The 26,209-nt window shown below is 42.4% G+C and carries 23 protein-coding genes and 1 other annotated feature; of the genes, 14 read left to right on the top strand and 9 right to left on the bottom strand.

Features of this window, described 5'->3' with window-relative positions; translation table 11 throughout:
• Positions 1–13 precede the first annotated feature (13 nt).
• Positions 14–334, top strand: coding sequence for a trp operon repressor (trpR, locus tag ACGF63_RS07070; RefSeq protein WP_036843871.1), 321 nt, complete (start codon positions 14–16; stop codon positions 332–334).
• 35 nt (positions 335–369) lie between these two features.
• Here trpR and yjjX read toward each other — a convergent pair whose 3' ends face one another.
• On the bottom strand, positions 370–900 hold the full coding sequence (gene yjjX / locus ACGF63_RS07075; RefSeq protein WP_152963516.1) for an inosine/xanthosine triphosphatase: 531 nt from the start codon (positions 898–900) through the stop codon (positions 370–372).
• 54 nt (positions 901–954) lie between these two features.
• On the opposite strand from yjjX, the gene gpmB reads away from it, so the two are divergent.
• The gene (gene gpmB / locus ACGF63_RS07080; protein ID WP_152963517.1) at positions 955–1,602 is read left to right on the top strand and encodes a 2,3-diphosphoglycerate-dependent phosphoglycerate mutase GpmB; all 648 of its coding nucleotides are present in this window, start codon (positions 955–957) and stop codon (positions 1,600–1,602) included.
• Here gpmB and robA read toward each other — a convergent pair.
• Positions 1,599–2,474 carry an MDR efflux pump AcrAB transcriptional activator RobA gene (gene robA / locus ACGF63_RS07085; protein WP_036843867.1) on the bottom strand — a complete coding sequence of 292 codons (876 nt, stop codon included), beginning with the start codon at positions 2,472–2,474 and terminating at the stop codon, positions 1,599–1,601. The genes gpmB and robA overlap by 4 nt on opposite strands.
• A 381-nt stretch (positions 2,475–2,855) precedes the next feature.
• Here robA and creA point away from each other — a divergent pair, with 381 nt between their 5' ends.
• Positions 2,856–3,341, top strand: a complete 486-nt coding sequence (creA, locus tag ACGF63_RS07090; protein WP_081738161.1) for a protein CreA — start codon at positions 2,856–2,858, stop codon at positions 3,339–3,341.
• A 66-nt stretch (positions 3,342–3,407) separates the two neighbouring features.
• Here creA and arcA read toward each other — a convergent pair whose 3' ends face one another.
• Entirely contained in the window at positions 3,408–4,124 is a 717-nt protein-coding gene (arcA, locus tag ACGF63_RS07095) for a two-component system response regulator ArcA (protein WP_036843866.1), read from the bottom strand.
• Positions 4,125–4,781: 657 nt separating this feature from the next.
• On the opposite strand from arcA, the gene ACGF63_RS07100 reads away from it, so the two are divergent.
• The 4 genes from ACGF63_RS07100 to thrC all read left to right on the top strand — a co-directional run bounded on the left by ACGF63_RS07100 (position 4,782) and on the right by thrC (position 9,627).
• Complete coding sequence (locus ACGF63_RS07100) at positions 4,782–4,850, top strand: thr operon leader peptide (protein ID WP_110742820.1); 69 nt, start codon at positions 4,782–4,784, stop codon at positions 4,848–4,850.
• Positions 4,789–4,909 (top strand) — a sequence feature (Thr leader region). (Overlaps the previous gene by 62 nt.)
• Positions 4,910–4,934: 25 nt before the next feature.
• The gene (thrA, locus tag ACGF63_RS07105) at positions 4,935–7,394 is read left to right on the top strand and encodes a bifunctional aspartate kinase/homoserine dehydrogenase I (RefSeq protein ID WP_387629735.1); all 2,460 of its coding nucleotides are present in this window, start codon (positions 4,935–4,937) and stop codon (positions 7,392–7,394) included.
• The gene (gene thrB, locus ACGF63_RS07110; protein WP_152963519.1) at positions 7,376–8,326 is read left to right on the top strand and encodes a homoserine kinase; all 951 of its coding nucleotides are present in this window, start codon (positions 7,376–7,378) and stop codon (positions 8,324–8,326) included. Before thrA ends, thrB begins: the two co-directional genes overlap by 19 nt.
• An 8-nt stretch (positions 8,327–8,334) precedes the next feature.
• A complete protein-coding gene (gene thrC, locus ACGF63_RS07115; RefSeq protein WP_152963520.1) occupies positions 8,335–9,627 on the top strand; it encodes a threonine synthase in 1,293 nt (430 codons plus the stop codon).
• Between the two features lie 61 nt (positions 9,628–9,688).
• Here thrC and yaaA read toward each other — a convergent pair whose 3' ends face one another.
• Complete coding sequence (gene yaaA / locus ACGF63_RS07120) at positions 9,689–10,465, bottom strand: peroxide stress protein YaaA (protein WP_387629739.1); 777 nt, start codon at positions 10,463–10,465, stop codon at positions 9,689–9,691.
• A 238-nt stretch (positions 10,466–10,703) separates the two neighbouring features.
• On the opposite strand from yaaA, the gene tal reads away from it, so the two are divergent.
• From tal to ACGF63_RS07135, 3 genes are all read left to right on the top strand, one after another.
• On the top strand, positions 10,704–11,657 hold the full coding sequence (tal, locus tag ACGF63_RS07125; RefSeq protein WP_036844282.1) for a transaldolase: 954 nt from the start codon (positions 10,704–10,706) through the stop codon (positions 11,655–11,657).
• Positions 11,658–11,747: 90 nt separating this feature from the next.
• On the top strand, positions 11,748–12,323 hold the full coding sequence (gene mog / locus ACGF63_RS07130) for a molybdopterin adenylyltransferase (RefSeq protein WP_387629741.1): 576 nt from the start codon (positions 11,748–11,750) through the stop codon (positions 12,321–12,323).
• Between the two features lie 138 nt (positions 12,324–12,461).
• The gene (locus ACGF63_RS07135) at positions 12,462–13,025 is read left to right on the top strand and encodes a chorismate mutase (protein WP_387629744.1); all 564 of its coding nucleotides are present in this window, start codon (positions 12,462–12,464) and stop codon (positions 13,023–13,025) included.
• A 10-nt stretch (positions 13,026–13,035) separates the two neighbouring features.
• Here ACGF63_RS07135 and ACGF63_RS07140 read toward each other — a convergent pair whose 3' ends face one another.
• Positions 13,036–13,167, bottom strand: coding sequence for a hypothetical protein (locus ACGF63_RS07140; protein WP_269149783.1), 132 nt, complete (start codon positions 13,165–13,167; stop codon positions 13,036–13,038).
• A gap of 12 nt (positions 13,168–13,179) precedes the next feature.
• Complete coding sequence (locus tag ACGF63_RS07145; protein WP_387629748.1) at positions 13,180–15,996, bottom strand: aldehyde dehydrogenase family protein; 2,817 nt, start codon at positions 15,994–15,996, stop codon at positions 13,180–13,182.
• A gap of 996 nt (positions 15,997–16,992) precedes the next feature.
• Between ACGF63_RS07145 and ACGF63_RS07150 the strand changes: the two genes are divergently transcribed.
• A complete protein-coding gene (locus ACGF63_RS07150) occupies positions 16,993–18,048 on the top strand; it encodes a UDP-glucose--hexose-1-phosphate uridylyltransferase (RefSeq protein ID WP_387629751.1) in 1,056 nt (351 codons plus the stop codon).
• Positions 18,049–18,114: 66 nt separating this feature from the next.
• Positions 18,115–19,314: a galactokinase gene (gene galK / locus ACGF63_RS07155; protein WP_152963527.1), complete on the top strand. Its 1,200-nt coding sequence runs from the start codon at positions 18,115–18,117 to the stop codon at positions 19,312–19,314.
• On the opposite strand, the gene satP is transcribed toward galK, so the two are convergent.
• A complete protein-coding gene (gene satP, locus ACGF63_RS07160; protein ID WP_152963528.1) occupies positions 19,315–19,881 on the bottom strand; it encodes an acetate uptake transporter in 567 nt (188 codons plus the stop codon). It lies immediately after the preceding gene.
• A gap of 314 nt (positions 19,882–20,195) precedes the next feature.
• On the opposite strand from satP, the gene dnaK reads away from it, so the two are divergent.
• Positions 20,196–22,103 (top strand): molecular chaperone DnaK, encoded by a 1,908-nt coding sequence (gene dnaK / locus ACGF63_RS07165; RefSeq protein ID WP_152963529.1) that lies wholly within the window; start codon positions 20,196–20,198, stop codon positions 22,101–22,103.
• Between the two features lie 109 nt (positions 22,104–22,212).
• Entirely contained in the window at positions 22,213–23,340 is a 1,128-nt protein-coding gene (gene dnaJ, locus ACGF63_RS07170) for a molecular chaperone DnaJ (protein ID WP_387629757.1), read from the top strand.
• Positions 23,341–23,439: 99 nt separating this feature from the next.
• Here dnaJ and ACGF63_RS07175 read toward each other — a convergent pair whose 3' ends face one another.
• Together ACGF63_RS07175 and ascB are read right to left on the bottom strand one after the other, a co-directional pair.
• Positions 23,440–24,744, bottom strand: coding sequence for a carbohydrate porin (locus ACGF63_RS07175; protein WP_387629760.1), 1,305 nt, complete (start codon positions 24,742–24,744; stop codon positions 23,440–23,442).
• Positions 24,728–26,149: a 6-phospho-beta-glucosidase gene (ascB, locus tag ACGF63_RS07180; protein WP_387629763.1), complete on the bottom strand. Its 1,422-nt coding sequence runs from the start codon at positions 26,147–26,149 to the stop codon at positions 24,728–24,730. The genes ACGF63_RS07175 and ascB overlap by 17 nt, the downstream gene beginning before the upstream one ends.
• Positions 26,150–26,209 lie beyond the last annotated feature (60 nt).

Raw genomic sequence — 26,209 nt, forward strand, 5'->3', positions numbered from 1 at the left:
CAACTGATTAATTATGACTCCAAATCATCTGACAGACCCGGCGCTTTCGCCCCAAGATAATGAAGATTGGCAACGCTTCGTGACGTTACTCCAACAGGCTTTTGCGCAAGATCTGCAACATCCGGTTTTGCAGTTATTATTGACGCCTGATGAGCGGACAGCTCTGGCTACAAGAGTACGGATTATCAAAGAATTGATGAGTGGGCAAATGAGCCAACGTGAGCTGAAAAATGAACTTGGGGTTGGAATTGCGACTATCACTCGTGGTTCTAATAGCTTGAAGTTTGCTTCAAACGATGTGAAAGCGTGGTTAGAAGAACAATTGCTGAAATGACAGGCCGCCGACTGCGGCCTAGGTGAATGCCTGTTTTAACGGGTATTCAGTTCTTTATAAATTTCATGATGGACAGGCACTAAAGCGAGTATCAGGGCTTGATGGTACACACTGGTACGAGTCAGGATGCCATCAGTGAAAAAGCCAATAGCACCGCCTTTCTGTTTGATGTTATCAACACCTGTGAGGTAAGCCATTTCGTGGCCTAATTCACGACCTTCGCGGATACCATCAAGAATTTTCTCTGGCAGCATCAGGCTGGCAGAGCGGGATTCTCCGCGAATTTGCTGATATTCCACTACCATCCAGGCAAATGTCATATCATCTTCAATACCTGCTTCCACACCTACCCAAAAATCTGCTTCGGGGCGGACCTGCCTGGCTGCCATCACACGCTGGCGGGCACCGGTACGGGTTTCTGTGTTACCTATGGGTTGTTGTGGGACACTGCTGTCTACATTGATATCTTCGATCCGGTAAGCACCTGGTCCAAAAACGTCATCAAATGCGAGACTGATGGCTTTAATTTTGGCGGGGTTGGTGGTTGCAGCAATAACGTGATACATAATAGATAAGTTATCCTTTGAACTAATATTTACGCAGTATAACGGAAAATGAAAATGTTACAGGTATATCTTGTTCGTCATGGGGAGTCTGAATGGAATGCGGCACGTCGTATCCAGGGTCAATCTGACAGCCCTTTAACCGAGACAGGCGAACATCAGGCCAGATTAGTGGCGCAAAGAATAAAATCTGAAAATATTACCCATATTATTACCAGTGACCTCGGGCGTACATGTCGTACCGCAGAAATCATTGCTGAGGTTTGCGGTTGTGAAGTTATTTTGGAGCCACGTTTGCGTGAATTGCACATGGGAGTGCTTGAGCGCAGAAATATTGACTCACTGACTTCAGAAGAAGAAAGGTGGCGTAAGAAAGTCCTTGATGGTACACCGGGTGGGCGCATCCCTGAAGGTGAATCTATGGAGGAACTCTCCGTGCGAATGAGGGCCGCGCTGGAGACTTGCCGTCATTTGCCTAGTGGTAGCCGGCCGTTACTGGTCAGTCATGGAATCGCTTTGGGATGTTTAGTTAGCACGATATTGGGATTACCCGCACATGCTGAACGTCGTCTTCGTTTGCGTAATTGCTCTCTGTCTAGAGTGGATTATCAGCACAGCCCGTGGCTAGCATCAGGCTGGATTGTGGAAACGGCAGGCGATATCACACATCTTGATATGCCCGCACTGGATGAATTACAGCGTTAGTGCTGGATAGGAATGAGATACTGAAATTCGATGATATGATTCGCTGCTTCCTTTTCCCGGTCATTGGTATTGGTGAGATAATAGCGTTCGATATCGTATCCTTTTCGGCGTGTCAGATTTAACATTGGCAAGCAAATACCATAGACGGTGAACAGGAAATCCTGTAAGCCATCTTTGGTGCCATAGTAACTGAATGAGACATATTCTCCAGCTGGCAATGTAACAGGTTGACTACCTGCCACATCAAACTGTGCATATTTGGGTTCTACTGCTGTCGTGTAGAATACCGTCTGCTCATCTTCTTTGTCTGGGTTGAGAATAGCGTGGTGAAGGCCATAAAGCACCGGCGGTAACACTTCTGCATTTTGCAGATAGTAGGTCCAGAAATTATGGCGCATTTCAGTACAAGAACTGGACCACTGTTCCAGCGTATAGGAACAGGTCTGTTCTATACCAACCAGAGGTTGTTCCTCCAGCGTGATATATGTTGCTTCGGGAATATGCCTCTTATCCAGCAATATGGGGGGGCAAATACCGGCTGCACACCATTCCTCACTGAGCCGGTAAAGTGCCGGAGTTTTATTGAATTGTTTTTTAAATGCACGAGTGAAAGTTTGTTGGGAGTCAAATCGGTATTGTAAAGCAATATCCAGAATAGGACGGCTGGTTAAACGCAAAGCAACGGCTGCCCGCGATAACCTTCTGGCACGGATATAGGAGCCAATAGCCTGGCCGGTAACATCTTTAAACATACGTTGCAGGTGCCATTTAGAATAACCTGCTTTGGCTGCAACATTGTTGAGTGATAACGGTTGATCCAGATGACTATCTAGCCAACGTAATAAATCACGAATGATGCTGGTTTGATCCATACATCTCCTTAGTCATTAAGACCAGAAAGAATAATATAAGAGCCTATACCATTAGGCTATTTTGTTTGCTATTTGAACAGTCTCGCAGGCTAAGTGAAACGAATCATTCACATATATTGTGTACGTTTTGGTCTCTGCGTGCTGCTCGTGTTCATAATTTATTGACAAGAGTAGCATTCAACAATAACTCTACTGGATATAAACACTAAGTGTAAGACAAGTCTTCTATTTACAATAGGATACTTGTTCGTATTATTATTTCACTCATTACTTTATGAAATTATATTAATGAGTAACTATTATTGTTGGTGGTATTACCATATTGTTTGGTATTACTGTGGTGAAATTTTAGGCTTAATTAATTAAGGTATGAGATTATATATGTTAAAAATCATAAAGATATTAGTAGCAACTACATTGTTGTTCGTACCTTTGGCTACTCAGGCTGAAGAAATTGGCTCGGTAGACACCGTTTTTAAATTTATCGGGCCAGATCACAAAATTGTGGTGGAAGCGTTTGATGATCCAGATGTTAAAAATGTGACTTGCTACCTGAGCAGAGCAAAAACAGGCGGAATAAAAGGGGGATTGGGGCTTGCGGAAGATACCGCTGATGCGGCTATTTCCTGCCAGCAGGTTGGATCCATTGAACTGACAGATAAGATTAAAAAGGGCGATAAGAAAGGTCAGATTGTTTTCCAGAAACGCACTTCACTGGTGTTTAAAAAACTTCAGGTTGTTCGTTTCTACGATGTAAACCGTAATGCATTAGTCTATCTGACTTATTCTGACAAAATGATTGATGGTTCACCGAAGAATGCGATCAGTGCTGTACCCATTATGCCGTGGAAAGTTGTGGAAAACTGAGAGGCAGGATGGGGTCCCATATGGATATCCCATCCTTCATTTATTTAGATGTATCGATGATTCACGTTACGCTTCTAAATCACCGCAGAAACGATAACCTTCACCATGAATGGTGGCAATAATTTCCATCGTATCTGGGTTAGATTCGAAATGTTTACGGATACGCCGGATAGTCACATCAACAGTACGGTCATGAGGTTTCAGCTCGCGGCCTGTCATCTTTTTCAGTAATTCTGCGCGAGTCTGGATCTTACCCGGATTTTCACAGAAATGAAGCATGGCGCGGAACTCACTGCGTGGCAATTTGTATTGCTCACCAGCAGGACTGATCAGAGAACGGCTATTGATATCCAATTCCCAGCCATTGAATTTGTAGCTCTCAACCAGGCGGCGTTCCTCGCTGAGATTACTCAGATTCATGGTACGGGAAAGCAGGTTGCGGGCCCGAATAGTTAATTCACGTGGGTTAAAGGGTTTGGTGATGTAATCATCTGCACCAATTTCCAACCCAAGGATCTTGTCTACCTCATTATCACGGCCGGTCAGGAACATCAGAGCAACATTCGCTTGCTCACGCAACTCGCGGGCAAGTAACAAGCCATTTTTGCCTGGAAGATTAATATCCATAATCACCAGGTTAATGTCATTGTCTGACAGAATATGGTGCATTTCTGAACCATCAGTGGCTTCATAAACGATATACCCTTCAGCTTCGAAAATGCTTTTTAGGGTATTGCGAGTGACAATTTCGTCTTCAACAATCAAAATGTGCGGGGTTTGCATGGTTGCTACCTAGAATCGCTTAAAATAAAATCAGAATGACTCAAACTACTCTTATCTCAGGATATTTACTGGTTATTGTTTGTCATCACTGAAATTATAGCTTAAGTCAGTAATAACATTTATTGATATGTTTTACACTGAAAGTAAAAGTTGTTTTTCCTTTGTGGGCATATACCCGAAAAAACTAGCTAAACAGTGTTATGTTAGTCTATTAACAGCAATATAACAGCTTGCAATGCATTTACCATCTAAAAAAACTACCTTTTATTGACGTACATCAAAATTGATTGTAGCACGTTAATATTATTTATATTTGTTATTTTATACCTTGTACTATGTCAGGCAAATGACAAATTCCTGTTAATGTGACGATCGTTATTGTGCGAAAAATAATCCACAATAAGTTTGTCGGCGAACAAAAATAACTGATTTTTACTAAAAGATAAAACATATTGTTAATTTTGTTAAAAGTAGATTTAACAACTAAAATATTACGTTCAGTAAGATATATTTGTTGGTATTGATGACTATGAAATGAATTATTCCAATGGGAAAAATATCAAAAAAATAAGATTATTTAGATAAAATGTTTGACTTTGTGAAAGAATTCATTTAACCAGTATAGGGTCGAACTAATTAAATGACAGACAGGAACCTATGCAAACTATCAGCCTGAAAACGACAATTATTATCACCACCGGAACCACAGGTTGCGGGGCGGGCTGACGCATATATTAAGATAGAGAGAAAAGCCCGCATCCAAATCAGATGCGGGCTTTTTTTTGGCGTGAAATCAGGAGAAAAATGTTAATGCGAGTGCTTAAATTTGGAGGAACTTCGGTCGCTAATTGCCAGCGTGTGCAGAGCGTCGCCGATATTGCAGAGAAAAAACTTTCTCAGGGAGGGGTTGCGTTAGTGCTTTCTGCCCCGGCAAAAATTACCAACCATTTAGTGGCGATGATCGAAAAAACGGTGGTTGGGCAAGATGTTATTACCCATATGCACGATGCAGAGCGGATCTTTGCTGATTTATTGCAGGGGTTAGTGCAAGCACAACCTGGTTTTGATTATGAGCGGTTAAAAATGGTGGTGGAGCAAGAATTTGCTCAATTGAAACAGGTTCTGCATGGTATTTCATTATTGGGTCAATGCCCGGACAGTATTAACGCTTCACTGATTTGTCGTGGTGAAAAACTCTCTATCGCAATCATGGAGTCTGTATTGCAGGCACGTGGTCACAAAGTCACGGTGATTGATCCGGTAAAAAATCTATTGGCACAAGGTCATTACCTTGAATCTACAGTAGATATTAATGAGTCTACCAAGCGTATTTCTTCTCTGAATATTCCTGATGACCATATTGTCCTGATGGCTGGATTTACTGCCGGCAATGATAAAGGGGAGTTGGTTGTTCTGGGTCGGAATGGTTCTGACTATTCTGCTGCTGTTTTGGCTGCTTGTTTGCGGGCTGAATGCTGCGAAATCTGGACGGATGTGGATGGCGTTTATACCTGTGATCCCAGAGTTGTACCGGATGCTCGGCTATTAAAAGGCATGTCCTATCAGGAAGCGATGGAACTCTCTTATTTCGGTGCTAAAGTGCTTCATCCACGGACTATTGCCCCGATTGCCCAATTCCAGATCCCTTGTTTGATTAAAAATACAGCCAATCCAGAGGCACCGGGAACACTTATTGGTGACGGACAGAAAGATGAAAGTACGCCGGTGAAAGGGATTACCAACCTGAGCAATATGGCAATGATCAACGTATCAGGCCCCGGTATGAAAGGGATGGTTGGTATGGCCGCAAGGGTATTTGCTGTTATGTCCCGCAAAGGGATTTCTGTCGTGCTGATTACTCAGTCATCTTCAGAATACAGCATCAGCTTCTGTGTCCCTCAACGTGAATTGGAACGTGCTCGTCAGGCGTTGAGTGAGGAATTCTATCTCGAGCTGAAAGAGGGTGTTCTTGATCCTCTGGATGTGATGGAAAATCTTTCCATTATCTCTGTTGTGGGTGATGGTATGCGTACCTTACGTGGCATCTCTGCCCGTTTCTTCTCCGCACTGGCTCGCGGTAATATCAATATTGTCGCCATCGCACAGGGATCTTCTGAACGTTCTATCTCTGCGGTTATCGACAATGAAATGGCAACGACAGCGGTTCGTCTGTGTCATCAGATGTTATTTAATACCGATCAGGTGATCGAGCTCTTTGTTGTTGGTGTTGGTGGTGTTGGCAGTGTTTTACTTGAGCAGATCCGTCGTCAGCAAACCTGGCTGAAACAAAAGCACATTGATTTACGGGTATGTGGTATCGCCAATTCACGAGCTATGCTGACGGATATGAGAGGTATTTGTCTTGATAACTGGCAGCAATGTTTATCAGAGGCCAAAGAGCCATTTAGCCTAAGCCGTCTAATTCGCCTGGAGAAAGAGTACCATTTGCTTAATCCGGTGATAGTCGATTGTACCTCTAGTCAGCAAATTGCTGACCAATATGCCAGTTTCCTGAGTGATGGTTTCAACGTGGTAACGCCGAATAAAAAAGCCAATACTTCGTCAATGGCTTATTATCGTCAGATCCGTAAGGCAGCAGAGAAATCTAAACGTAAATTTCTGTATGACACCAATGTGGGTGCGGGTTTGCCGGTTATTGAGAACTTACAAAACCTGCTTAACGCGGGCGATGAACTGGTGCAGTTCAATGGTATTCTTTCCGGTTCTCTCTCTTTCATTTTTGGTATGTTGGATGAAGGGATGTCATTATCTCAGGCGACTTTACTGGCGAAAGAGAAAGGCTATACCGAACCGGATCCTCGTGATGATCTCTCCGGTATGGATGTTGCCCGTAAGCTATTGATCCTTGCTCGTGAATCAGGTTATGAACTTGAACTGGGGGATATTGATGTGGAGCCTGTGCTGCCAGCCTCTTTTGATAGTAGCGGTAGTGTGGATACTTTCCTTGAACATTTGCCCTTGCTTGATCAAGTTTTCAGCCAGCGTGTGGCAGAAGCAAAGGAACAAGGAAAAGTGTTGCGCTATGTTGGTATGATTGAAAATGGCCGGTGCAGAGTGAAAATCTCCGCGGTGGATGGTAATGATCCGCTTTATAAAGTTAAAAATGGCGAAAATGCGTTGGCCTTCTCCACACGTTACTACCAACCAATACCGTTGGTGCTGCGGGGTTACGGGGCAGGTAATGATGTTACTGCCGCAGGTGTTTTCGCAGATATACTGCGTACTTTATCCTGGAAACAGGGAGTTTAATTGTGGTTAAAGTCTATGCGCCCGCATCTATCGGGAATGTCAGTGTTGGGTTTGATGTGCTGGGAGCTGCGGTCTCTCCTGTTGATGGTACTTTATTAGGTGACTGTGTTACTGTCCGGGCTGCGGAGAGTTTTAGCTTGCGTAATGAAGGACGGTTTGTCGGAAAGTTACCTGCGGAGCCGGAGTACAATATCGTGTATCAGTGCTGGCAGCTGTTTTGCCAGCATTTAGGTAAACAATTACCCGTGGAAATGACGCTGGAAAAGAATATGCCAATTGGTTCTGGTCTTGGCTCCAGCGCGTGTTCGGTTGTGGCGGGCTTGATGGCGCTGAACGAATTTACGGGGCACCCATTCAGTGAACACCAATTACTGGAAATGATGGGGCAACTGGAAGGGCGTATTTCCGGCAGCATTCACTATGATAATGTCGCTCCATGCTACCTTGGTGGTTTGCAATTGATTATGGAACAGGAGGACATTATCTGTCAGCCGGTACCGTCATTTGATGAGTGGCTATGGGTGATGGTCTATCCGGGAATCAACGTTTCCACTGCGGAAGCCAGAGCCATTTTACCGGCAAAATATTCGAAACAGGATGTTATCGACCACGGACGTTTTCTGGCTGGTTTTATTCATGCTTGCCATACACGGCAGCCAGAATTGGCAGCCAGATTGATGAAAGATGTGGTTGCTGAACCGTATCGGACGCAACTGCTCCCGGGTTTTACCGAGGCCCGTGAGGCAGCAAAAGCGATAGGTGCGTTGACCTGTGGTATTTCTGGTTCCGGCCCGACGTTGTTTTCCATTTGTAATGATATGACTACCGCAGAGAAAATGGCGCAGTGGCTGCAACAGCATTATGTTCAGAATGATGAAGGTTTTGTACACATTTGCCGTCTGGATCTTGCAGGCGCACGACAGATAGGGTAACGGAACGGATGAAACTGTATAACTTAAAAGACAATCGCGAGCAGGTGAGTTTTGCGCAGGCGGTAAAGCAGGGATTAGGCAAACAGCAAGGGCTTTTTTTCCCGCAAGATTTGCCAGAATTTAACCGTGAAGAAATTGATCAGCTACTGAAATTGGATTTTGTCACCCGCAGTGGCCATATTCTTTCGGCGTTTATTGGTGATGAGATTCCGCCAGAACAACTGGCGGCACGGGTTAAGAGCGCTTTTACTTTCCCGGCGCCTGTAGCAAAAGTGGAAAATGATGTTGCAACACTGGAATTGTTCCACGGCCCGACTCTGGCATTTAAAGATTTTGGTGGTCGTTTTATGGCGCAAATGCTGGCACAGGTTGCTGGTGAGCAGCCTGTGACTATCCTGACCGCGACTTCCGGCGATACCGGTGCAGCGGTAGCACACGCTTTTTATGGGTTGGACAATGTACAGGTGGTTATCCTTTATCCGCAGGGAAAAATCAGCCCGTTACAAGAAAAACTGTTCTGTACATTGGGCGGTAATATTCATACGGTAGCGATTGATGGTGATTTCGATGATTGCCAGGCATTGGTTAAGCAGGCGTTTGATGATAATGAGTTAAAACAGGCTCTGTATCTCAATTCAGCTAACTCAATTAACATCAGCCGCTTGTTGGCGCAAATTTGCTATTACTTTGAGGCGGTTGCTCAATTACCAGAAAATAAACGTGAACAACTGGTTATCTCTGTACCCAGTGGGAATTTTGGTGATTTGACCGCGGGTTTATTGGCGAAATCAATGGGGTTGCCGGTAAAACGCTTTATTGCGGCGACTAATGTTAACGATACCGTTCCACGTTACCTGACCGATGGAAAATGGGTGCCTCATCAGACAGTTGCCACGCTTTCCAATGCAATGGATGTTAGTCAGCCAAACAACTGGCCGCGTATTGAAGAATTGTTTTATCGTAAATCCTGGCCGCTAAGTGAATTGAGCCATGGTGTAGTCAGTGATGAAGTGACTAAAGAGACGATTAAGGCGCTGGCTAAACTGGGTTATATCTCTGAGCCTCATGCTGCTATTGCTTACCGTGTTCTGCGTGATCAGTTACAGGAAGGTGAGTATGGGCTGTTTCTCGGTACGGCTCATCCGGCGAAATTTAAAGAGAGTGTGGAGCAAATTTTGGGAGAGGAATTACCCTTGCCTGAAGCTTTGGCAGAACGGGCTGATTTAGCGTTATTGTCCCATTGCTTACCCGCAAATTTTGCTGAATTGCGGGCTTTCCTGCTGGAAAGAGCACCTGAGTAATTAAGAAAATAAACGCCGCACAGATCATGCGGCGTTTATTTTCTTATCAATGATAAAAGTTTTAGTGTTGTTCCGGGCGTTTGAATACCAGCTCGTTCCCTTTGGATAACGACTCATCAAAGGTATAGCCATCCAGATTAAACTCCACCAGATGGTCAGATTGGGTTAGCTGATTTTGAATAATAAACCGGCTCATCAGTCCACGGGCTTTTTTCGCATAAAAACTGATGATTTTATATTTACCGTTTTTCTCATCAAGGAATACGGGTTTGATAATTTTACCGGCTAACTTTTTCGTATTAACGGATTTGAAGTATTCATCGGAAGCCAGATTAACCAATATATTATCGCCTTGCTGCTCCAGGGCTTCATTAAGCTTTTCCGTGATCAGATCTCCCCAGAAAGAGTAGAGATCTCTACCGCGTTTATTTGCCAGTTTGATCCCCATTTCCAGTCGGTAAGGTTGCATCAGATCCAAAGGACGAAGCACGCCGTAAAGGCCGGACAAGATCCGCAGATGATCCTGAGCAAAATCAAAATCCCTATCGGAAAAAACTTCAGCTTGCATACCGGTATAAACATCACCTTTAAATGCCAGAATAGCCTGACGTGCATTTTCTGGTGTGAAATCAGCATGCCATTCACCAAAACGGGCTGCATTCAGACCAGCAAGTTTATCGCTGATACCCATCAGGCTGGCAATTTGAGCAGGCGTCAGTTCTCGACAGATACTGATTAACTGCTTTGATTGGTCGAGTAATTCTGGCTGACTGTATTTTTCCGTGGCAAGCGGACTTTCATAATCAAGGGTTTTTGCTGGTGAAATAGTAATAAGCATAATATCGTCCCGGTTGTTCAGATTGAGCTACTTTAATAAAAACTCAGGTGAAAAGAATAATAACAACGATAACGGAAACTGTGAGGCATTTTATTTACACTGTTTGAAAACATTTGCGAACCAACTAACTGTCAGTGATCGTTTTTACCGCCTTGCAGCAAGGCCTTGCCGTGTTATCATCAATGGATGGCTCAGTAACAATGCCTTAATTTCACGCATAACGATGAGATATGACAAAATGACCGATAAACTAACTTCCCTGCGTAAACTGACAACAGTAGTAGCAGATACTGGGGATATTGCGGCGATGAAACTTTATCAGCCACAAGATGCTACAACTAACCCATCTCTGATCCTTAACGCTGCACAGATCCCTGAATACCGCAAACTCATTGATGAAGCCATTGCGTGGGCGCGTGAACAAAGTGATTCCCGTGAGCAGCAGATTGTGGATGCCAGCGATAAACTGGCTGTGAATATTGGTCTGGAAATTCTGAAACTGATCCCTGGCCGTATCTCTACAGAAGTTGATGCCCGTCTGTCTTATGACACCGAAGGTAGCGTAGCTAAAGCTAAACGCCTGATTAAGCTGTATAACGAGGCGGGTATCAGCAATGATCGTATTCTGATCAAACTCGCTTCAACCTGGCAAGGTATCCGTGCGGCTGAACAGTTAGAAAAACAAGGTATTAACTGTAACCTGACTCTGCTGTTCTCTTTCGCTCAGGCCCGGGCTTGCGCAGAAGCGGGTGTTTACCTGATTTCTCCATTCGTTGGTCGTATCCTCGATTGGTATAAAGCGAACAGTGATCAGAAAGAGTACGCTCCACACGAAGATCCGGGCGTAGTTTCTGTGACGGAAATCTATCAATATTATAAAGAACATGGCTATGACACTGTTGTGATGGGCGCAAGTTTCCGTAACTCCGGTGAGATCTTGGAATTGGCGGGTTGTGACCGTTTAACTATTGCGCCTGCGCTGCTGAAAGAGCTGTCTGAAACTCAGGGTGAGGTTGAATATAAGCTGGGTTATAGCGGTGAAATTAAAGCGCGCCCGGCGCCACTGAATGAAGCTCAGTTCTATTGGGAACATCATCAGGATGCAATGGCTACAGAAAAACTGGCGGATGGCATCCGTAAATTTGCTGTAGATCAGGGAAAACTTGAGAAGATGATCGCTGAGCTGCTGTAATTACAGGTTATAAACTATTCTTTTTGCTTTAAAGGCGGCATAATTAGCCGCCTTTTTGCTGTTAGTTAATTATGTATTATTGAGGTTTGTATGAATGAATTGCGCATTGGCCTGGTATCCGTCTCTGATCGTGCATCAAGCGGTGTTTATCAGGACAAAGGGATTCCGGCACTGGAAAAGTGGTTGAAAAGTGCTATTACAACACCTTTCAATATAGAAACGCGTCTGATCCCTGATGAGCAGATTATCATTGAACAAACCCTGTGCGAGCTGGTGGATGAAATCGGCTGTCATCTGGTTTTGACTACCGGTGGAACTGGCCCTGCACGCCGTGATGTGACTCCTGATGCAACATTAGCGGTTGCAGATCGTGAAATGCCAGGCTATGGCGAACAGATGCGCCAGATCAGCCTGAAATTTGTTCCAACCGCAATCCTATCCCGCCAAGTTGGCGTTATTCGCAAACAGGCGCTTATTTTGAACTTACCAGGACAACCAAAAGCAATAGCAGAAACGTTGGAAGGTTTGAAAGACGAAAATGGCAATGTTCTGGTATCCGGCATTTTTGCCAGCGTGCCGTATTGTATCCAATTGCTGGATGGCCCATATATCGAAACCGATGATAAGGTAGTTGCTGCTTTTAGACCGAAAAGTGCTCGTCGCTGAACAATGAACTCACTGTGGAAGGAATCAAAAAAATCGAGCTTTTATCTGACACTTATCGAAAGGCAACTTCAACATTATAAGTCTATAATTCATTTAGCATGTTGATTAGTTGTTTGGAATAAATTCCGAGGTGAAAAGATGAAACGGTCAAAAAAAGCAAAGATAATTGGTTTTATTTCTGGTTTTGCATTGGTTGTGAGCATAATGGCCTCAATGTCGGTGCAGGCAATGGAAACAAAGACAACGATAGCCCAGTTAATTAATCAGCGTCTTTCTTACATGAAAGATGTGGCAGGATATAAGGCTGAAAACCATTTACCTGTTGAGGTTATGGCTCAGGAAGATAAGGTGCTTGCCAAATCAATAAGTGAAGCCGAGTCTTTTGGATTAAGCGGGGAGTCAGTCAGGCCATTTATTGTAATCCAGATGGATGCTGCGAAGGCGATTCAATATCGTTATCGGGCCGATTGGTTGTCAGTTCCTGAAAATGGCTGGCAACCAAAACCGCTGGATGATGTTCGTATTAAAATTAGTGGGTTAAGTACTGAAATTCTCCAACAAATTGCGGTTCTGCTAAAAGACGGAGAAAAGATAAACGTTTCTGACAAGGAAATGTTTATGGCAAATATTCAACAACATAACTTAAAGGATTCGGATAAACAGCAAATTTTTGCTGCGCTTGAAAAAGTGAAATTGAAATAATAGTTGCGTTTTACTCTTCAAAGTCAGTTAGTTTCAGTGCCACAACAAGGATGGAATACCCGAACGCCAGACCGATTAGTCTAGTGATACTGGCGATAACTGAGTGGATAGCCAGAATTTGCGCACTGAATCTAACATGCATTATATATTTTCCTTAAATGGAGTTTACCAGGTAAGTGTATATATCTCTTTGTGGCAGAGTGCTTCCATTAAAACGTTCACCGTCATAAAAAATACATGAAGCCGCAGGGCCTTGTCCACCATAGGGAAGAAACCCACGTTCTTCTTTATGGAGATCCGTATTATGGAGGATGCTTTCTTTGTGGTGTAATTTCTCATCCAGTTGATGAGAAATATAATCACTGGTTCCAAATAAGGAGATGTACATAGCGTTGTTCGGGTATTGTGGGTCTGAGAAGTAAAGATGAAGGTCGGAGTCAGTATTATATTCTTGAAGAAAAAATACAGGCGCGAAAAATTCCTTATAATTCCCCCCAAGATAAATAGGCTTCTCAAATACTGTAGGTTTAATCATACCGTTAATGGGGTTGACTTCACCGCCATATGTACAGAACTGACGATATTGCTTGAATACACTGGCAATTTTTATAGTGTGATCAATATCACTGTTGGGACCGACAATATTTTCTCTCACACTATAGGGGCCAACTTTATTTTCAAGCAAGATCAGGTCTGACAACAGCCGCTCTTTGAAATTCTTATATATTTTACTATGTACTAATATGGTGTTAGGGCCAGCGCAATCCTGGCCTTGATTGTAAAGAACGATACTTTTAGCACTTTCGACAGCCTTCTCTATATTTGCATCATCTGAAACAATTAAAGGATTGTGACCAGCACCATTGAGGATAAATAGTGTTTTTTTCTTAAAATGTTTTCTAACTTTTAGTGCATTTTCGGGTGTTCCTGTAAAAATCACTGCATCTGTAATTTTTACCCGGTCACTAAGAAAATTTTCTTTCTCGGCAAAGGATACCGATAAAGAAGGTGAGTATTGTGTGATATCTATTGCATTAAGGAAACGTTTGTAATGTGGGGTCATGGTTGTCGGTGGTCGAATACAAACATCTTTTGACATGATAGAGGGAATAAATCCAAAACATACAGATGCATAAATAGGCTGATTTAACGGAAGAAATGAGGTCACTCCGTAAATTTTCTTTTTAAAATAGTTTTGGTTCATCTCAATATTCAAAAGCAAATCTGTCGATCTTTTAATTTCATCTTCTGTAACATTTTTACATTGATAGGAAGATAATGCCTCAATAATATGATCTTTCTTTTCGACTAAAGCATATGCGAATAATTGGCAGGTTTTTTTCACACTTTCGAAATCGATATCTTCATAGAGTAGAGAAGAGCCCATTTGATCATCCTCTTTATTATTTCTTGTTAATAATTCTTGTTGTTCAATAGCCGGGTTTTTTGCGGAAAGTAGGGTGTCCATTGAAAGGATTGGATTTTGCAAACGTTTTGTTGCAACTTCGATCCCGACAATATCAAACCAGGTTTTAAGTTTGGGTCCGTGAATAGTTCCAAACAAAGCTCGATTAAGTAGATTCCATGCTTCACTTGGTTGTCTTTCTGGGAATAATTTGATGAATATATCGATGGCAAATTTATGTAGTTCACTGGCATTGCATGCAAAGCCAGTCGTCAAATTATCCGCTATCGTTGAGATATATTGTTTTTCATGTTCGGTACTTAGTCCATTAGATCCGTAGTTAAATGTCTTTTTATGATAATTGTAACTGTAATTAATAACGTCATCAGTGATTTCAGATTGAGATTTTCTCGCATATAGAAGTAAGAATTTTCTGGCTGAAAGTTTATCAATAGGCTTAGAGGCAAATAACATGCGAACAGCCTTTGCGAAACCTATATTGCATGCAGATTGTTTCTCATCTGTGCTGTCATTGAGTTTTGGTGCAAGTGCGATATGAAATTTTAATGTCCGTTGAGGTTTTTTAGACAGATACCACTCTATCGCTCTTTTTTTTAATAAATTCTTGGCATCAGATAAGGAAAATCCGTTGCCTTTAGATTTAGAAATTTTTTTACCATTTGCATCCAGAAAAAGCCCGTATCTATATAATCTGGGTATAGGGGCGTTTAATGCCTCTGCGATTTCTTTGGCCACTTTGGCTGAATCACTTAGATCTTCACCATGCATTTCAAAATCAATCGATCTGGAAAGCAATCGCATTGCCCAGTCAGCTTTCCATTGGAGTTTACAGTTACCATTGAGGACAGAAATTGTTTGCTCTTCATCCAAAACTTCAGACTTGTATAATTCACTTAGCTCAACGGCATATTCATAACCAGGCTTATTTATCACTTCGCTGCTAGGAATGAAATAAGTCATTTCTCCCTTATTCCAATCAACGTTTGTCACCTTTATATGTTCAATAACATTTCCAGTGATGGGAGATATAGGCATAACAATGCTATATGTCCTTTGTCTTAAAGGCCCAGTTGAATTCATACAAATAGTGTTGATTTTATCGTAGTTTTTAATTAATTCAGTAAGTTGTTTATTATAGTCTCCTTTGGAATAAGCTAATGAATTGCGGATCAAAGTACAATTAATATTGTATCTTTCAGCCAGTTGTATCAATTTATTTTCAGCCATCGCAGAAAAAGAATTGAACTCACCATAAGGATCAGGTACTTGGTTAATAGGTTTACCAAGATAGAGTTTTAATTCTTCTTGTAACGGAACGTTTGCTGGTACTTTCCTGAAAGGATCGAGATCGTCTGATACCAGGAAAAAATTGACTTTGCGGCCAAGTTTTTCTAATTCCGTTTTAACGAAATTGATCCGAATAATTTCACATAGGGTTCCTATATGAGGAAGGCCTGTGGGACCAAATCCTGCACCTATATTTATGACTTCGTCATTTGCTTTAGTATTGTGAATATAAAGCGCTTCTTTTAAAAACCATTTCATAATTAGATAAAACTTCTCTAAGTCTATAGTTGTTCTACTCTTATTGGTTAATGACTTTAGGAAATTGAGCTATCCATAACCATGAGTCCAACATATGAAGTTTTGATATGATTTGGTCTGTAAGATACAGATTGGGCTCAGTAGGTATTGTAGGTTGCCATCATTGATATCATCTTCTCTGCAAGGTAAATAACGGGCAGTAATTATTATGTAATGGATATCAATAGTGTGGAGAAGCAAACTTGTCAATGGAAATAAATCATTACTATTTTTCAATAGCTTCTGTGCGATTATTATCTCGGACGAGATCGTATTATCTTTATTATGCAATTCCATCTAAATCTCAATTATATGTTATTTAAAGATTTCTGTTTATGTCATTGCTTGTGACCGATTTCATGACAAATCATATTTATGCCAGAGTACAGCATTTAATGTGAAATGTTTTGCTTCCTTGTATTATTGGTTGCCTTACCTAAGGACAACCCTCTTTGTCAAAGCATTATATTAATTAAACTATTTAATCAACTATGTAAAGGGGTATTTAATCTTAGATAATATTTTCAGTAGGAAAGTATTTTAATATTTGAGTGGATTTCAATGCATTAATTAATCGATATTTAAACGAAAAAATTAACAAATTCAACATCAGCCAAGATGATGAGGCGATTCCAACTTAAGGATATACAGTTAAATCACCTCAACTCTGCATGAGACAATTTCATTACCAGAAAGCAACATACAACACAGCGAGAATAATCATGATGGCATAAGCCGCTATGTTAAAACTGCGGTCAGTAACGAGCATGGATGAAACTAATATAATTCCTTTGGGATCTATTTGATTCATTTTCGTATTTTGGGTGAAATCGTTTACATTTGCGTGATTGATATCTCAGATTGGTGTTGAGGCCCATTGTTACACTGCGGTCAGTCCAAGTATTAACAAATATTTTCACAAATGATGTTGAAAAATATAAAAAAGTAGAGACTGTTATGTCTAAGATTGAATTTAACCCTATTGAACATCCCCATCGTCGTTATAATCCTCTAACCGGGCAATGGGTTTTGGTTTCTCCCCATCGGGTGAAGCGGCCGTGGAGTGGGCAAGATGAGCAGTCATTAATAGACGATATCCCAAACTATGATGAGCAATGTTTCCTTTGTCCATCAAACGTGCGTATTTCTGGTGAGCAAAATCCTGCTTATCAAGCAACATTTGTTTTCAATAATGATTTTTCGGCTTTAATGCCAGATTCGCCTGATATTCCACAATCGCATCACCTGTTATTTAAAACACAAGGGGTACGGGGATTAAGCCGCGTGATCTGTTTTTCTCCTGATCACAGTAAAACCTTGCCTGAATTGTCTGTTGAACAAATTCGTCAATTAATTGATACCTGGCATGAACAAATTGAAATGCTGGGTAAAGAGTATCTCTGGGTGCAATTATTTGAGAATAAAGGAGAAACAATGGGGTGTTCTCAGCCTCACCCGCATGGGCAAATCTGGGCAAATAGTTTTTTGCCAAATGAAATTGAGCGTAAAGATAAACAGTTGCGAGCCTATTACCAGGAACATAATTCTAACTTACTGGTGGATTATGTTCAGGCTGAATTAGCTGATGGTGAGCGAGTCGTGGTTAATACCCTGCATTGGCTGGCGGTTGTGCCTTATTGGGCAGCATGGCCCTATGAAACAATGTTGTTACCTAAAGTTCATGTTCGTCGTATGAGTGAATTAACAGATGAACAACGTGATGATTTAGCGGTTGCACTTAAAAAACTCACTAGCCGTTATGATAATCTATTTCAAAGTTCTTTTCCTTATTCGATGGGCTGGCATTTTGCCCCGTTTTTTGAACAAGATACAGATATTGAGCATTGGCAATTACACGCACTTTTCTATCCGCCGTTATTGCGGTCTGCTACCGTGCGAAAATTCATGGTGGGCTATGAAATGTTTGCTGAAACGCAACGTGATTTAACGGCAGAGCAAGCAGCTCAAATTTTGCGTGCTTTGAGTGATGTACATTATAAAGAGCAAAAGTGATTATGCCCGGTGGCGATATTTCATTGAAAGTATCGTGCGGTTAACGCTATATTTGAGAATAAAGTGATGAAAACTTTAATTAATTGTGCTAAAGATATTTTTAATTCAGTATTCCATTATACACCGACACATATTATTCAAGCGCCAGGTCGGGTTAATTTGATTGGAGAGCATACTGATTATAATGACGGCTTTGTATTGCCATGTGCCATTAATTACCAAGTTGTGGTTGCTGCGGCGAAGCGACAGGACAATATTATTCGTGTTGTTTCAGTTGATTATGGTAATCAATTAGATGAGTTTGATATCAGTCAGCCTATTATATTTCACGAAAGTAAAATGTGGGCTAATTATATTCGAGGGGTTGTGAAGTATTTGCTCCATCGTGGATATGTATTTAAAGGGGCAGATATTGTCGTGACGGGTAATGTGCCGCAGGGCGCTGGATTAAGCTCATCGGCTGCATTGGAAACGGCTATTGGTCAAACATTTAAAACCCTTTACCACTTAACGATTAGTCAAACAGAAATTGCGCTAAATGGACAGCAGGCGGAAAATGAATTTGTGGGATGTCATTGCGGCATTATGGATCAATTAATTTCAGCAGAAGGGAAAAATAATTATGCGTTATTAATTGATTGTCGGAATTTAACCATTCAGGCTGTGTCTATGCCTAAAGATATAGCGGTTATTATTATTAATTCAAATAAGAAACGAGAATTGGTTGGCAGTGAATATAATATTCGCCGGACTCAATGTGAGCAAGCGGCGGCATTATTTGGTGTTAAAGCTTTACGGGATGTGACAATAGATGAGTTTGAAAAGCGTATCTTTGAGCTTGATGGGGTAGTCGCTAAACGTGCACGCCATGTGATCACAGAAAATGAGCGTACGCTTTTGGCAGCAAAAGCATTGATGGCCGGTGGTGATATATCGTTAATCGCGGAACTCATGGCACAATCACATCAGTCAATGCGTGATGACTTTGAAATTACCGTACCTGAAATTGATATCTTGGTTGATATTGTGAAGCAAGTTATCGGTAAACAGGGTGGGGTAAGAATGACTGGAGGGGGATTTGGCGGTTGTGTGGTTGCGTTAGTGCCACAAGTACAGGTTGATGCTGTTAAGGCCGCGGTAGAACAACACTATTTTGCATCGACAGGTCTGAAAGAAACCCTTTATGTGTGTCGGGCTATGGATGGTGCAAGCTTAGTTGAAAGAGGGAGTGAGAAAACTTTCCCTCTTCCAACCCGCGGTTTATGACTATTTTATCTCGCCAATAGGCAGGATAGTGCGGCCATACTGTTCATTCAGTACTTCCGCCATGGCCAGATAAAACGCACTGACGCCACAAATGATCCCTTCATAACCGGCAATCGTCAGAAGCGCGGTATTTCCAGTAAAGTTGCCAATGGCTAACAAAGCGAATAACAGTGTCAGGCCACCAAAGATAAACTGGAGTATGCGGTTAGTCTTGAAGGTGCCAAAGAACATAAACAGAGTAAAAATACCCCACAAACCAAGATATACCGCCAAATACTGACTGCTGGTGGCTTCTGCCAGTCCCATTTTCGGCAGAAACAGTAACCCGACTAGACTGAGCCAAAACAGCCCATAAGAGGTGAAAGCCGTTGCGGCAAAAGTATTGCCTTTCTTATATTCAAAAAGTCCCGCCAGTATTTGGGCCAGACCGCCATAAAAAATGCCCATGCTCAGGACAACTGATGCCAGTGGAAAGAAACCTGCGTTGTGCAGATTAAGCAGAATGGTTGTCATGCCGAAACCCATCAAACCTAAAGGGCCGGGATTTGCCAACTGATTAGTGCTCATAAGTCCTCTGAAAGAAAATCGTAAAAGTAATAAATAGCAAAGGTGGCGAATCATAATGATCTGTCAGCAAGGAAACAATGACCTGTGAAATAATAAAAAGGTTTTTTTTTCACGCCCCCCTTGATGATGGTTTTAACGGCCCCATCTTATAATCAACCGCAGTTGCTAATCGCTGTTCTATACAGCTGATGTATATAAGCAAAGGTGAGGAATCGCATAGAGGCAATAAAAATAGGTGCCGTTGAAAAGCAGATAACCATCCTCATATTGATTAGCAACTTGACTGATTACGAATTTCTTGTGGAGGCGTTTAGATGGGTAAAATTATTGGTATCGACTTGGGAACTACCAACTCTTGTGTAGCTATTATGGATGGCACGACAGCTCGTGTACTGGAAAACAGCGAAGGTGATCGTACAACTCCTTCCATTATTGCATATACCCAGGATGGTGAAACTCTGGTTGGTCAACCGGCTAAACGTCAGGCTGTTACTAACCCGCAAAATACGCTGTTTGCTATTAAGCGTCTGATTGGTCGTCGTTTCCAGGACGAAGAAGCACAACGTGACGTAGCTATCATGCCATACAAAATCATTGCGGCAGATAACGGTGACGCATGGCTGGAAGTGAAAGACCAGAAAATGGCTCCTCCTCAGGTTTCTGCTGAAGTTCTGAAGAAAATGAAGAAAACAGCTGAAGACTACTTGGGTGAGCCGGTAACTGAAGCAGTTATCACTGTACCTGCCTATTTCAACGATGCTCAGCGTCAGGCAACAAAAGACGCAGGTCGTATCGCAGGTCTGGAAGTAAAACGTATTATCAACGAACCAACCGCAGCTGCACTGGCTTACGGCCTGGACAGAGAAGTGGGTAACCGTACTATCGCGGTTTATGACCTGGGTGGCGGTACTTTCGATATCTCTATTATCGAAATTGATGAAGTTGACGGCGAAAAAACCTATGAAGTTCTTGCAACCAACGGTGATACTCACTTGGGTGGTGAAGATTTCGACAGCCGTATGATCAACTATCTGGTTGACGAATTTAAGAAAGATCAGGGCATTGATTTGCGTAATGATCCACTGGCAATGCAACGTCTGAAAGAAGCGGCGGAAAAAGCAAAAATTGAGCTTTCTTCTGCACAGCAGACCGATGTTAACCTGCCGTACATCACTGCGGATGCAGCGGGTCCTAAGCACATGAACATCAAAGTGACCCGTGCGAAATTGGAATCACTAGTAGAAGACCTGGTTAAACGTTGTATGGAGCCGGTACGGGTTGCATTGCAAGATGCTGGACTGTCAGTTTCTGATGTGCAAGATGTGATTCTGGTGGGCGGTCAGACCCGTATGCCAATGGTGCAGAAAGTGGTTGCTGACTTCTTCGGTAAAGAACCACGTAAAGACGTGAACCCTGACGAAGCGGTAGCGATGGGTGCTGCGGTACAGGGCGGTGTTCTGGCTGGTGATGTGAAAGACGTATTGCTTCTGGACGTAACGCCTCTGTCTCTGGGTATCGAAACGATGGGCGGCGTGATGACTTCCCTCATTACGAAAAACACCACTATCCCAACTAAACACAGCCAGGTGTTCTCTACGGCAGAAGATAACCAATCTGCGGTAACTATCCATGTATTGCAGGGTGAGCGTAAACGTTCCGGCGATAACAAATCTCTGGGTCAGTTCAATCTGGATGGTATTCAGCCGGCACCTCGTGGTATGCCTCAGATCGAAGTCACTTTTGACATTGATGCCGACGGCATTCTGCACGTATCTGCTAAAGATAAAAACAGTGGCCGCGAACAGCAGATCACCATTAAGGCTTCTTCTGGTCTGAATGAGGAAGAGATCCAACAGATGGTTCGTGATGCAGAAGCTAACGCTGAATCTGATCGTAAGTTTGAAGAGTTGGTACAGACGCGTAACCAGGCAGATCAACTTGTTCACGGTACTCGTAAACAAGTAGAAGAAGCGGGTGACAAACTGCCAGCAGAAGATAAAACAGCTATTGAAAGCGCGGTAACTGCATTGGAAACTGCCGCTAAAGGCGAAGATAAAGCGGATATCGAAGCGAAAATTCAGGCTCTGGTTCAGGCTTCCGCTAAACTATTGGAAATTGCTCAGCAGCAGGCTCAGGCTGGTGCAGCAGACGCGGGTGACAGCGCGAAAAAAGATGACAACGTTGTAGACGCTGAATTCGAAGAAGTTAAAGACAAAAAATGATTGCCCTTAGCGGGCGCAGTGACAGTGGATAACAACTGTTGCTGATTAACCGGCACGGGCGTTGAGGGAACTCTGCGCCCGTGCGCGCATGTTAAGGGTAAAATAAGAGATGGCAAAAAGAGATTGTTACGAAGTTTTGGGGGTCTCCAAAACAGCCGACGAAAAAGAGATTAAAAAAGCCTATAAACGGCTGGCAATGAAATATCATCCTGATCGTAATCAGGGCGATAAAGATGCGGAAGGCAAATTCAAAGAAGTTAAAGAAGCCTATGAAATTCTGACTGACGATCAGAAACGGGCTGCTTATGACCAATATGGTCATGCTGCTTTTGAGCAAGGTGGCATGGGCGGCGGTGGCGGCGGTGCTGATTTCAGTGATATCTTTGGTGACGTTTTCGGTGATATCTTCGGTGGTGGTCGTCGTCAGCAGCAGCGTCCAAGCCGCGGTGCTGATTTGCGTTACAGCATGGAACTGACACTGGAAGAAGCGGTTCGTGGTGTGACCAAAGAGATCCGTATCCCGACATTGGAAACCTGTGATGCCTGTCATGGCAGTGGTGCTAAAGCCGGTACCAGCCCTGTCACCTGTTCAACCTGTCAGGGTTCTGGTCAGGTTCATATGCGTCAGGGTTTCTTCACCGTTCAGCAACCTTGCCCACATTGTCATGGTCGTGGTCAGATCATTAAAGATTCTTGTAACAAGTGTCATGGTCATGGTCGTGTCGAAAAATATAAAACACTGTCTGTTAAGATCCCGGCTGGTGTAGACACCGGTGATCGCATTCGCCTGAGTGGTGAGGGTGAAGCGGGTGGTAAGGGCGCACCGGCAGGTGATTTGTATGTTCAGGTACAGGTGAAAAAGCACCATATTTTCGAGCGTGAAGAAAATAATCTCTATTGTGAAGTGCCAGTTAACTTTGCCATGGCGGCACTGGGTGGGGAAATCGAAGTCCCAACCCTTGATGGCCGTGTGAAACTGAAAATACCTGCTGAAACCCAGACAGGTAAGATGTTCCGCATGAAAGGTAAAGGTGTTAAATCTGTCCGTGGCGGCGTTCAGGGTGATTTACTGTGCCGGGTGGTAGTAGAAACTCCGGTTAAATTGAACGAAAGACAGAAAGAATTACTGCGTGAATTGGGAGAATCTTTAGGTGGTACTGGTGGCGAAACCAACAGCCCACGTTCTAAAAGTTTCTTTGATGGCGTAAAGAAATTTTTTGATGATTTGACCAAATAGCCGTGCATATCTTCATAATAGCGCTGTGTTTATAAACACAGCTCAGATTATTGATAAAGTCCTCGTTTTCACGCGAGGACTTTTTGTTTTGGCTGAAAATTATAAACTAAAGGTAATTTGTGTGAGTAAATTATAAGCATCGTCCTCTTTTGGTGTTACTGAGGGGTGATGAGTATAGGATAAGCTGTTGGTCCAATAGATCCCGTTGTAAACACGATACGAATATGACGCGGAAGCAGTTGCACTATAACTTTCAGCAGATTGACCGTTACGGGCGAAGTAATCTTTTGCGTCATCACTAAACTTATTATATGACAAACCAAAAGTAAGCATATCGGTCGGACGTGAATCGAATGGACCAATGCTGAACAACGATAACGAAACATCGGTATTAAACAGGTTACGATCCTTTGGTGCATAGTTGGCTTTACCATCAATATACCAGCCGCGGAAAGGCATGGACGCATCCGGTTTGGTTATCTGGCGGGTAACCGCGATATAATGAGAGTAGGTATGATCTTCATATTCTGAGTTGTTATAGTTAAAATAAGGTGTTTTATTAAACACCGAGCCGCCTCGAATCCAGATCATGTTTTCCGTTTCATTGGCATTAACACGATAACCTAATTCATTGATGACTAACGTACCCGCACTGGGAAGTTTCCAGCGCAGACCATAAGTATTGTATTTTGAGTCCGCTCTTAAACCTTCCGAGCTTTGACTTCTGGCAACGCCAATATGGTCATACCAACGTTTATTTTCCGATAAAAACCGAATATCTATCGATGGACTCGGTTTTGTACTGGGCAGACCGGCCTGGGACAACATCACACTGGTTGGCCCCAGGGCAGATGACGCTGTACTGCTACCGAAAAACAATCCATAGAAATGAGAGAGCAGTGTTGTGTAGCCGTAATTCAATATCACCCGATCATTAAATAAAGGTTGGTTAATAGAAAAAGCGGAAATAAAAGGATGCCCATCTTGACCATTATTTTTAAAGTTATTGTAGGCATAGTTTAGACCTACACGTAATTGTGCCTTATCAGTGAAACCAACCCGCGATAAATCATAGGTCAGTTCTGTAATAAACATATTACCGGTGGTTAAGCGTTGGCCTACATAGTTAGGATTAGAGGTATTTTTCCAGTTTCTTGAAACATCATAGGTTAGATTTGTTAACATTTGGATATTTGCATAAAAACCATGATCTGCCATCTCTTTTCTGAGACCGCCCCATTCAGGAAATACGGTATCGCAAGCGGATGAAACCGAAGGTGTTTCCGGACCTCTTGGTAAAAGGGCATCATATGCACTACAGTCACTTTTTGTCGCTGCAACTGTATTGCTATGAAGCAGAATAAGCGACAGCGTTAATAAAAGAAATTTATTGGCTATTTTCATTTTTTACCTCCGGGGCTTTAAGAATATTTCCGTGACTGCTTATAACATCTTTATACCAGCTAAAACTTTTCTTACGCCGCCGTTCCAGTGTGCCATTGCCCTGATCATCACGATCGACATAAATAAACCCGTATCGTTTTGACATTTCTGCGGTAGAGGCGCTGACCAAATCTATTGGCCCCCATGAGGTATATCCTAATAACTGAACACCATCTTCAATGGCTTCCCGTACCTGGAATAAATGATCGTTGAGATATTGAATACGATAATCATCAATAATAGTGCCATCGTTTTGAATAACATCTCTGGCGCCCAAACCGTTTTCTACAATAAACAGTGGCTTCTGATAACGGTCATATAGCATATTGAGCAGATAACGAATGCCCTTAGGATCTATTTGCCATCCCCATTCTGAGCTGGACAAATAAGGGTTTTTCACCGGATTAATCAGATTCCCAGCGGTCTTATTAATTTCTGGATCTGTTGTTGCACAACAGCTCATGTAGTAACTGAAAGAAAGGAAATCTACGGTTTCTTTTAGTGCTTGTGTATCTTCATCTGTTATATCGAGCGTAATATTCTGCTCTTTAAACAGGCGTGTCATATAGGATGGATAATACCCACGTGCCTGTACATCAAAAAAGAACAGCGATTCTCTATTCTTTTTCAATGATTCTAGTGCATCATCAGGATGACAAGTTAATGGGTAGTAAGATGCTGCCGCTACCATATTACCGATTTTTGCATCAGGAATGATTTCATGGCAGGCTTTAACCGCTTTGGCACTGGCAACTAGCTGATAGTGTAGTGCCTGATAAATATCCTGAATTTTACTGTTTTCCGGTAATCCTGCACCGGTAAAGCAAGAAAATAAAGACATGTTAATTTCATTGAATGTCAGCCAGTATTTTACTTTATGTTTGTAACGTTCAAAGACCGTTCTGGCATAATGGTCAAAAAACTCAATTGTTTTACGATTTCCCCAGCCGCCATATTTTTTTACTAAACCATAAGGCATTTCAAAATGAGACAGCGTAATTAATGGTTGAATATGATATTTTCTCATTTCGTCAAAAAGGCGATCATAAAAAGCCAGACCATTTTCGTTCGGAGTTTCTTCATCACCTTCGGGAAATATCCGTGTCCAGGCGATAGAGGTTCTCAGGCATTTAAATCCCATTTCAGCAAACAGCGCAATATCGTCAGGATAACGATGGTAAAAATCAATACCAATATCCTTGATATGGAAATCACCCAAATTGCGTTCTAAACTGTGACCTATAACGCCGTGAGGTTGCATATCTGAGGTTGATAACCCTTTTCCACCTGTTTGATAAGCGCCTTCGGCCTGATTTGCAGCTAATGCGCCTCCCCAAAGGAAGTCTGCTGGAAATTGTTTTTTCATGGTTTTCCTCTCTTTTATTACTCGTTAAACTTGGAAGATATCGTCTTAATACGACACGTT

The sequence above is a fragment of the Photorhabdus sp. RM322S genome (assembly GCF_042879395.1).
GTDB classification, from domain to species: domain Bacteria; phylum Pseudomonadota; class Gammaproteobacteria; order Enterobacterales; family Enterobacteriaceae; genus Photorhabdus; species Photorhabdus khanii.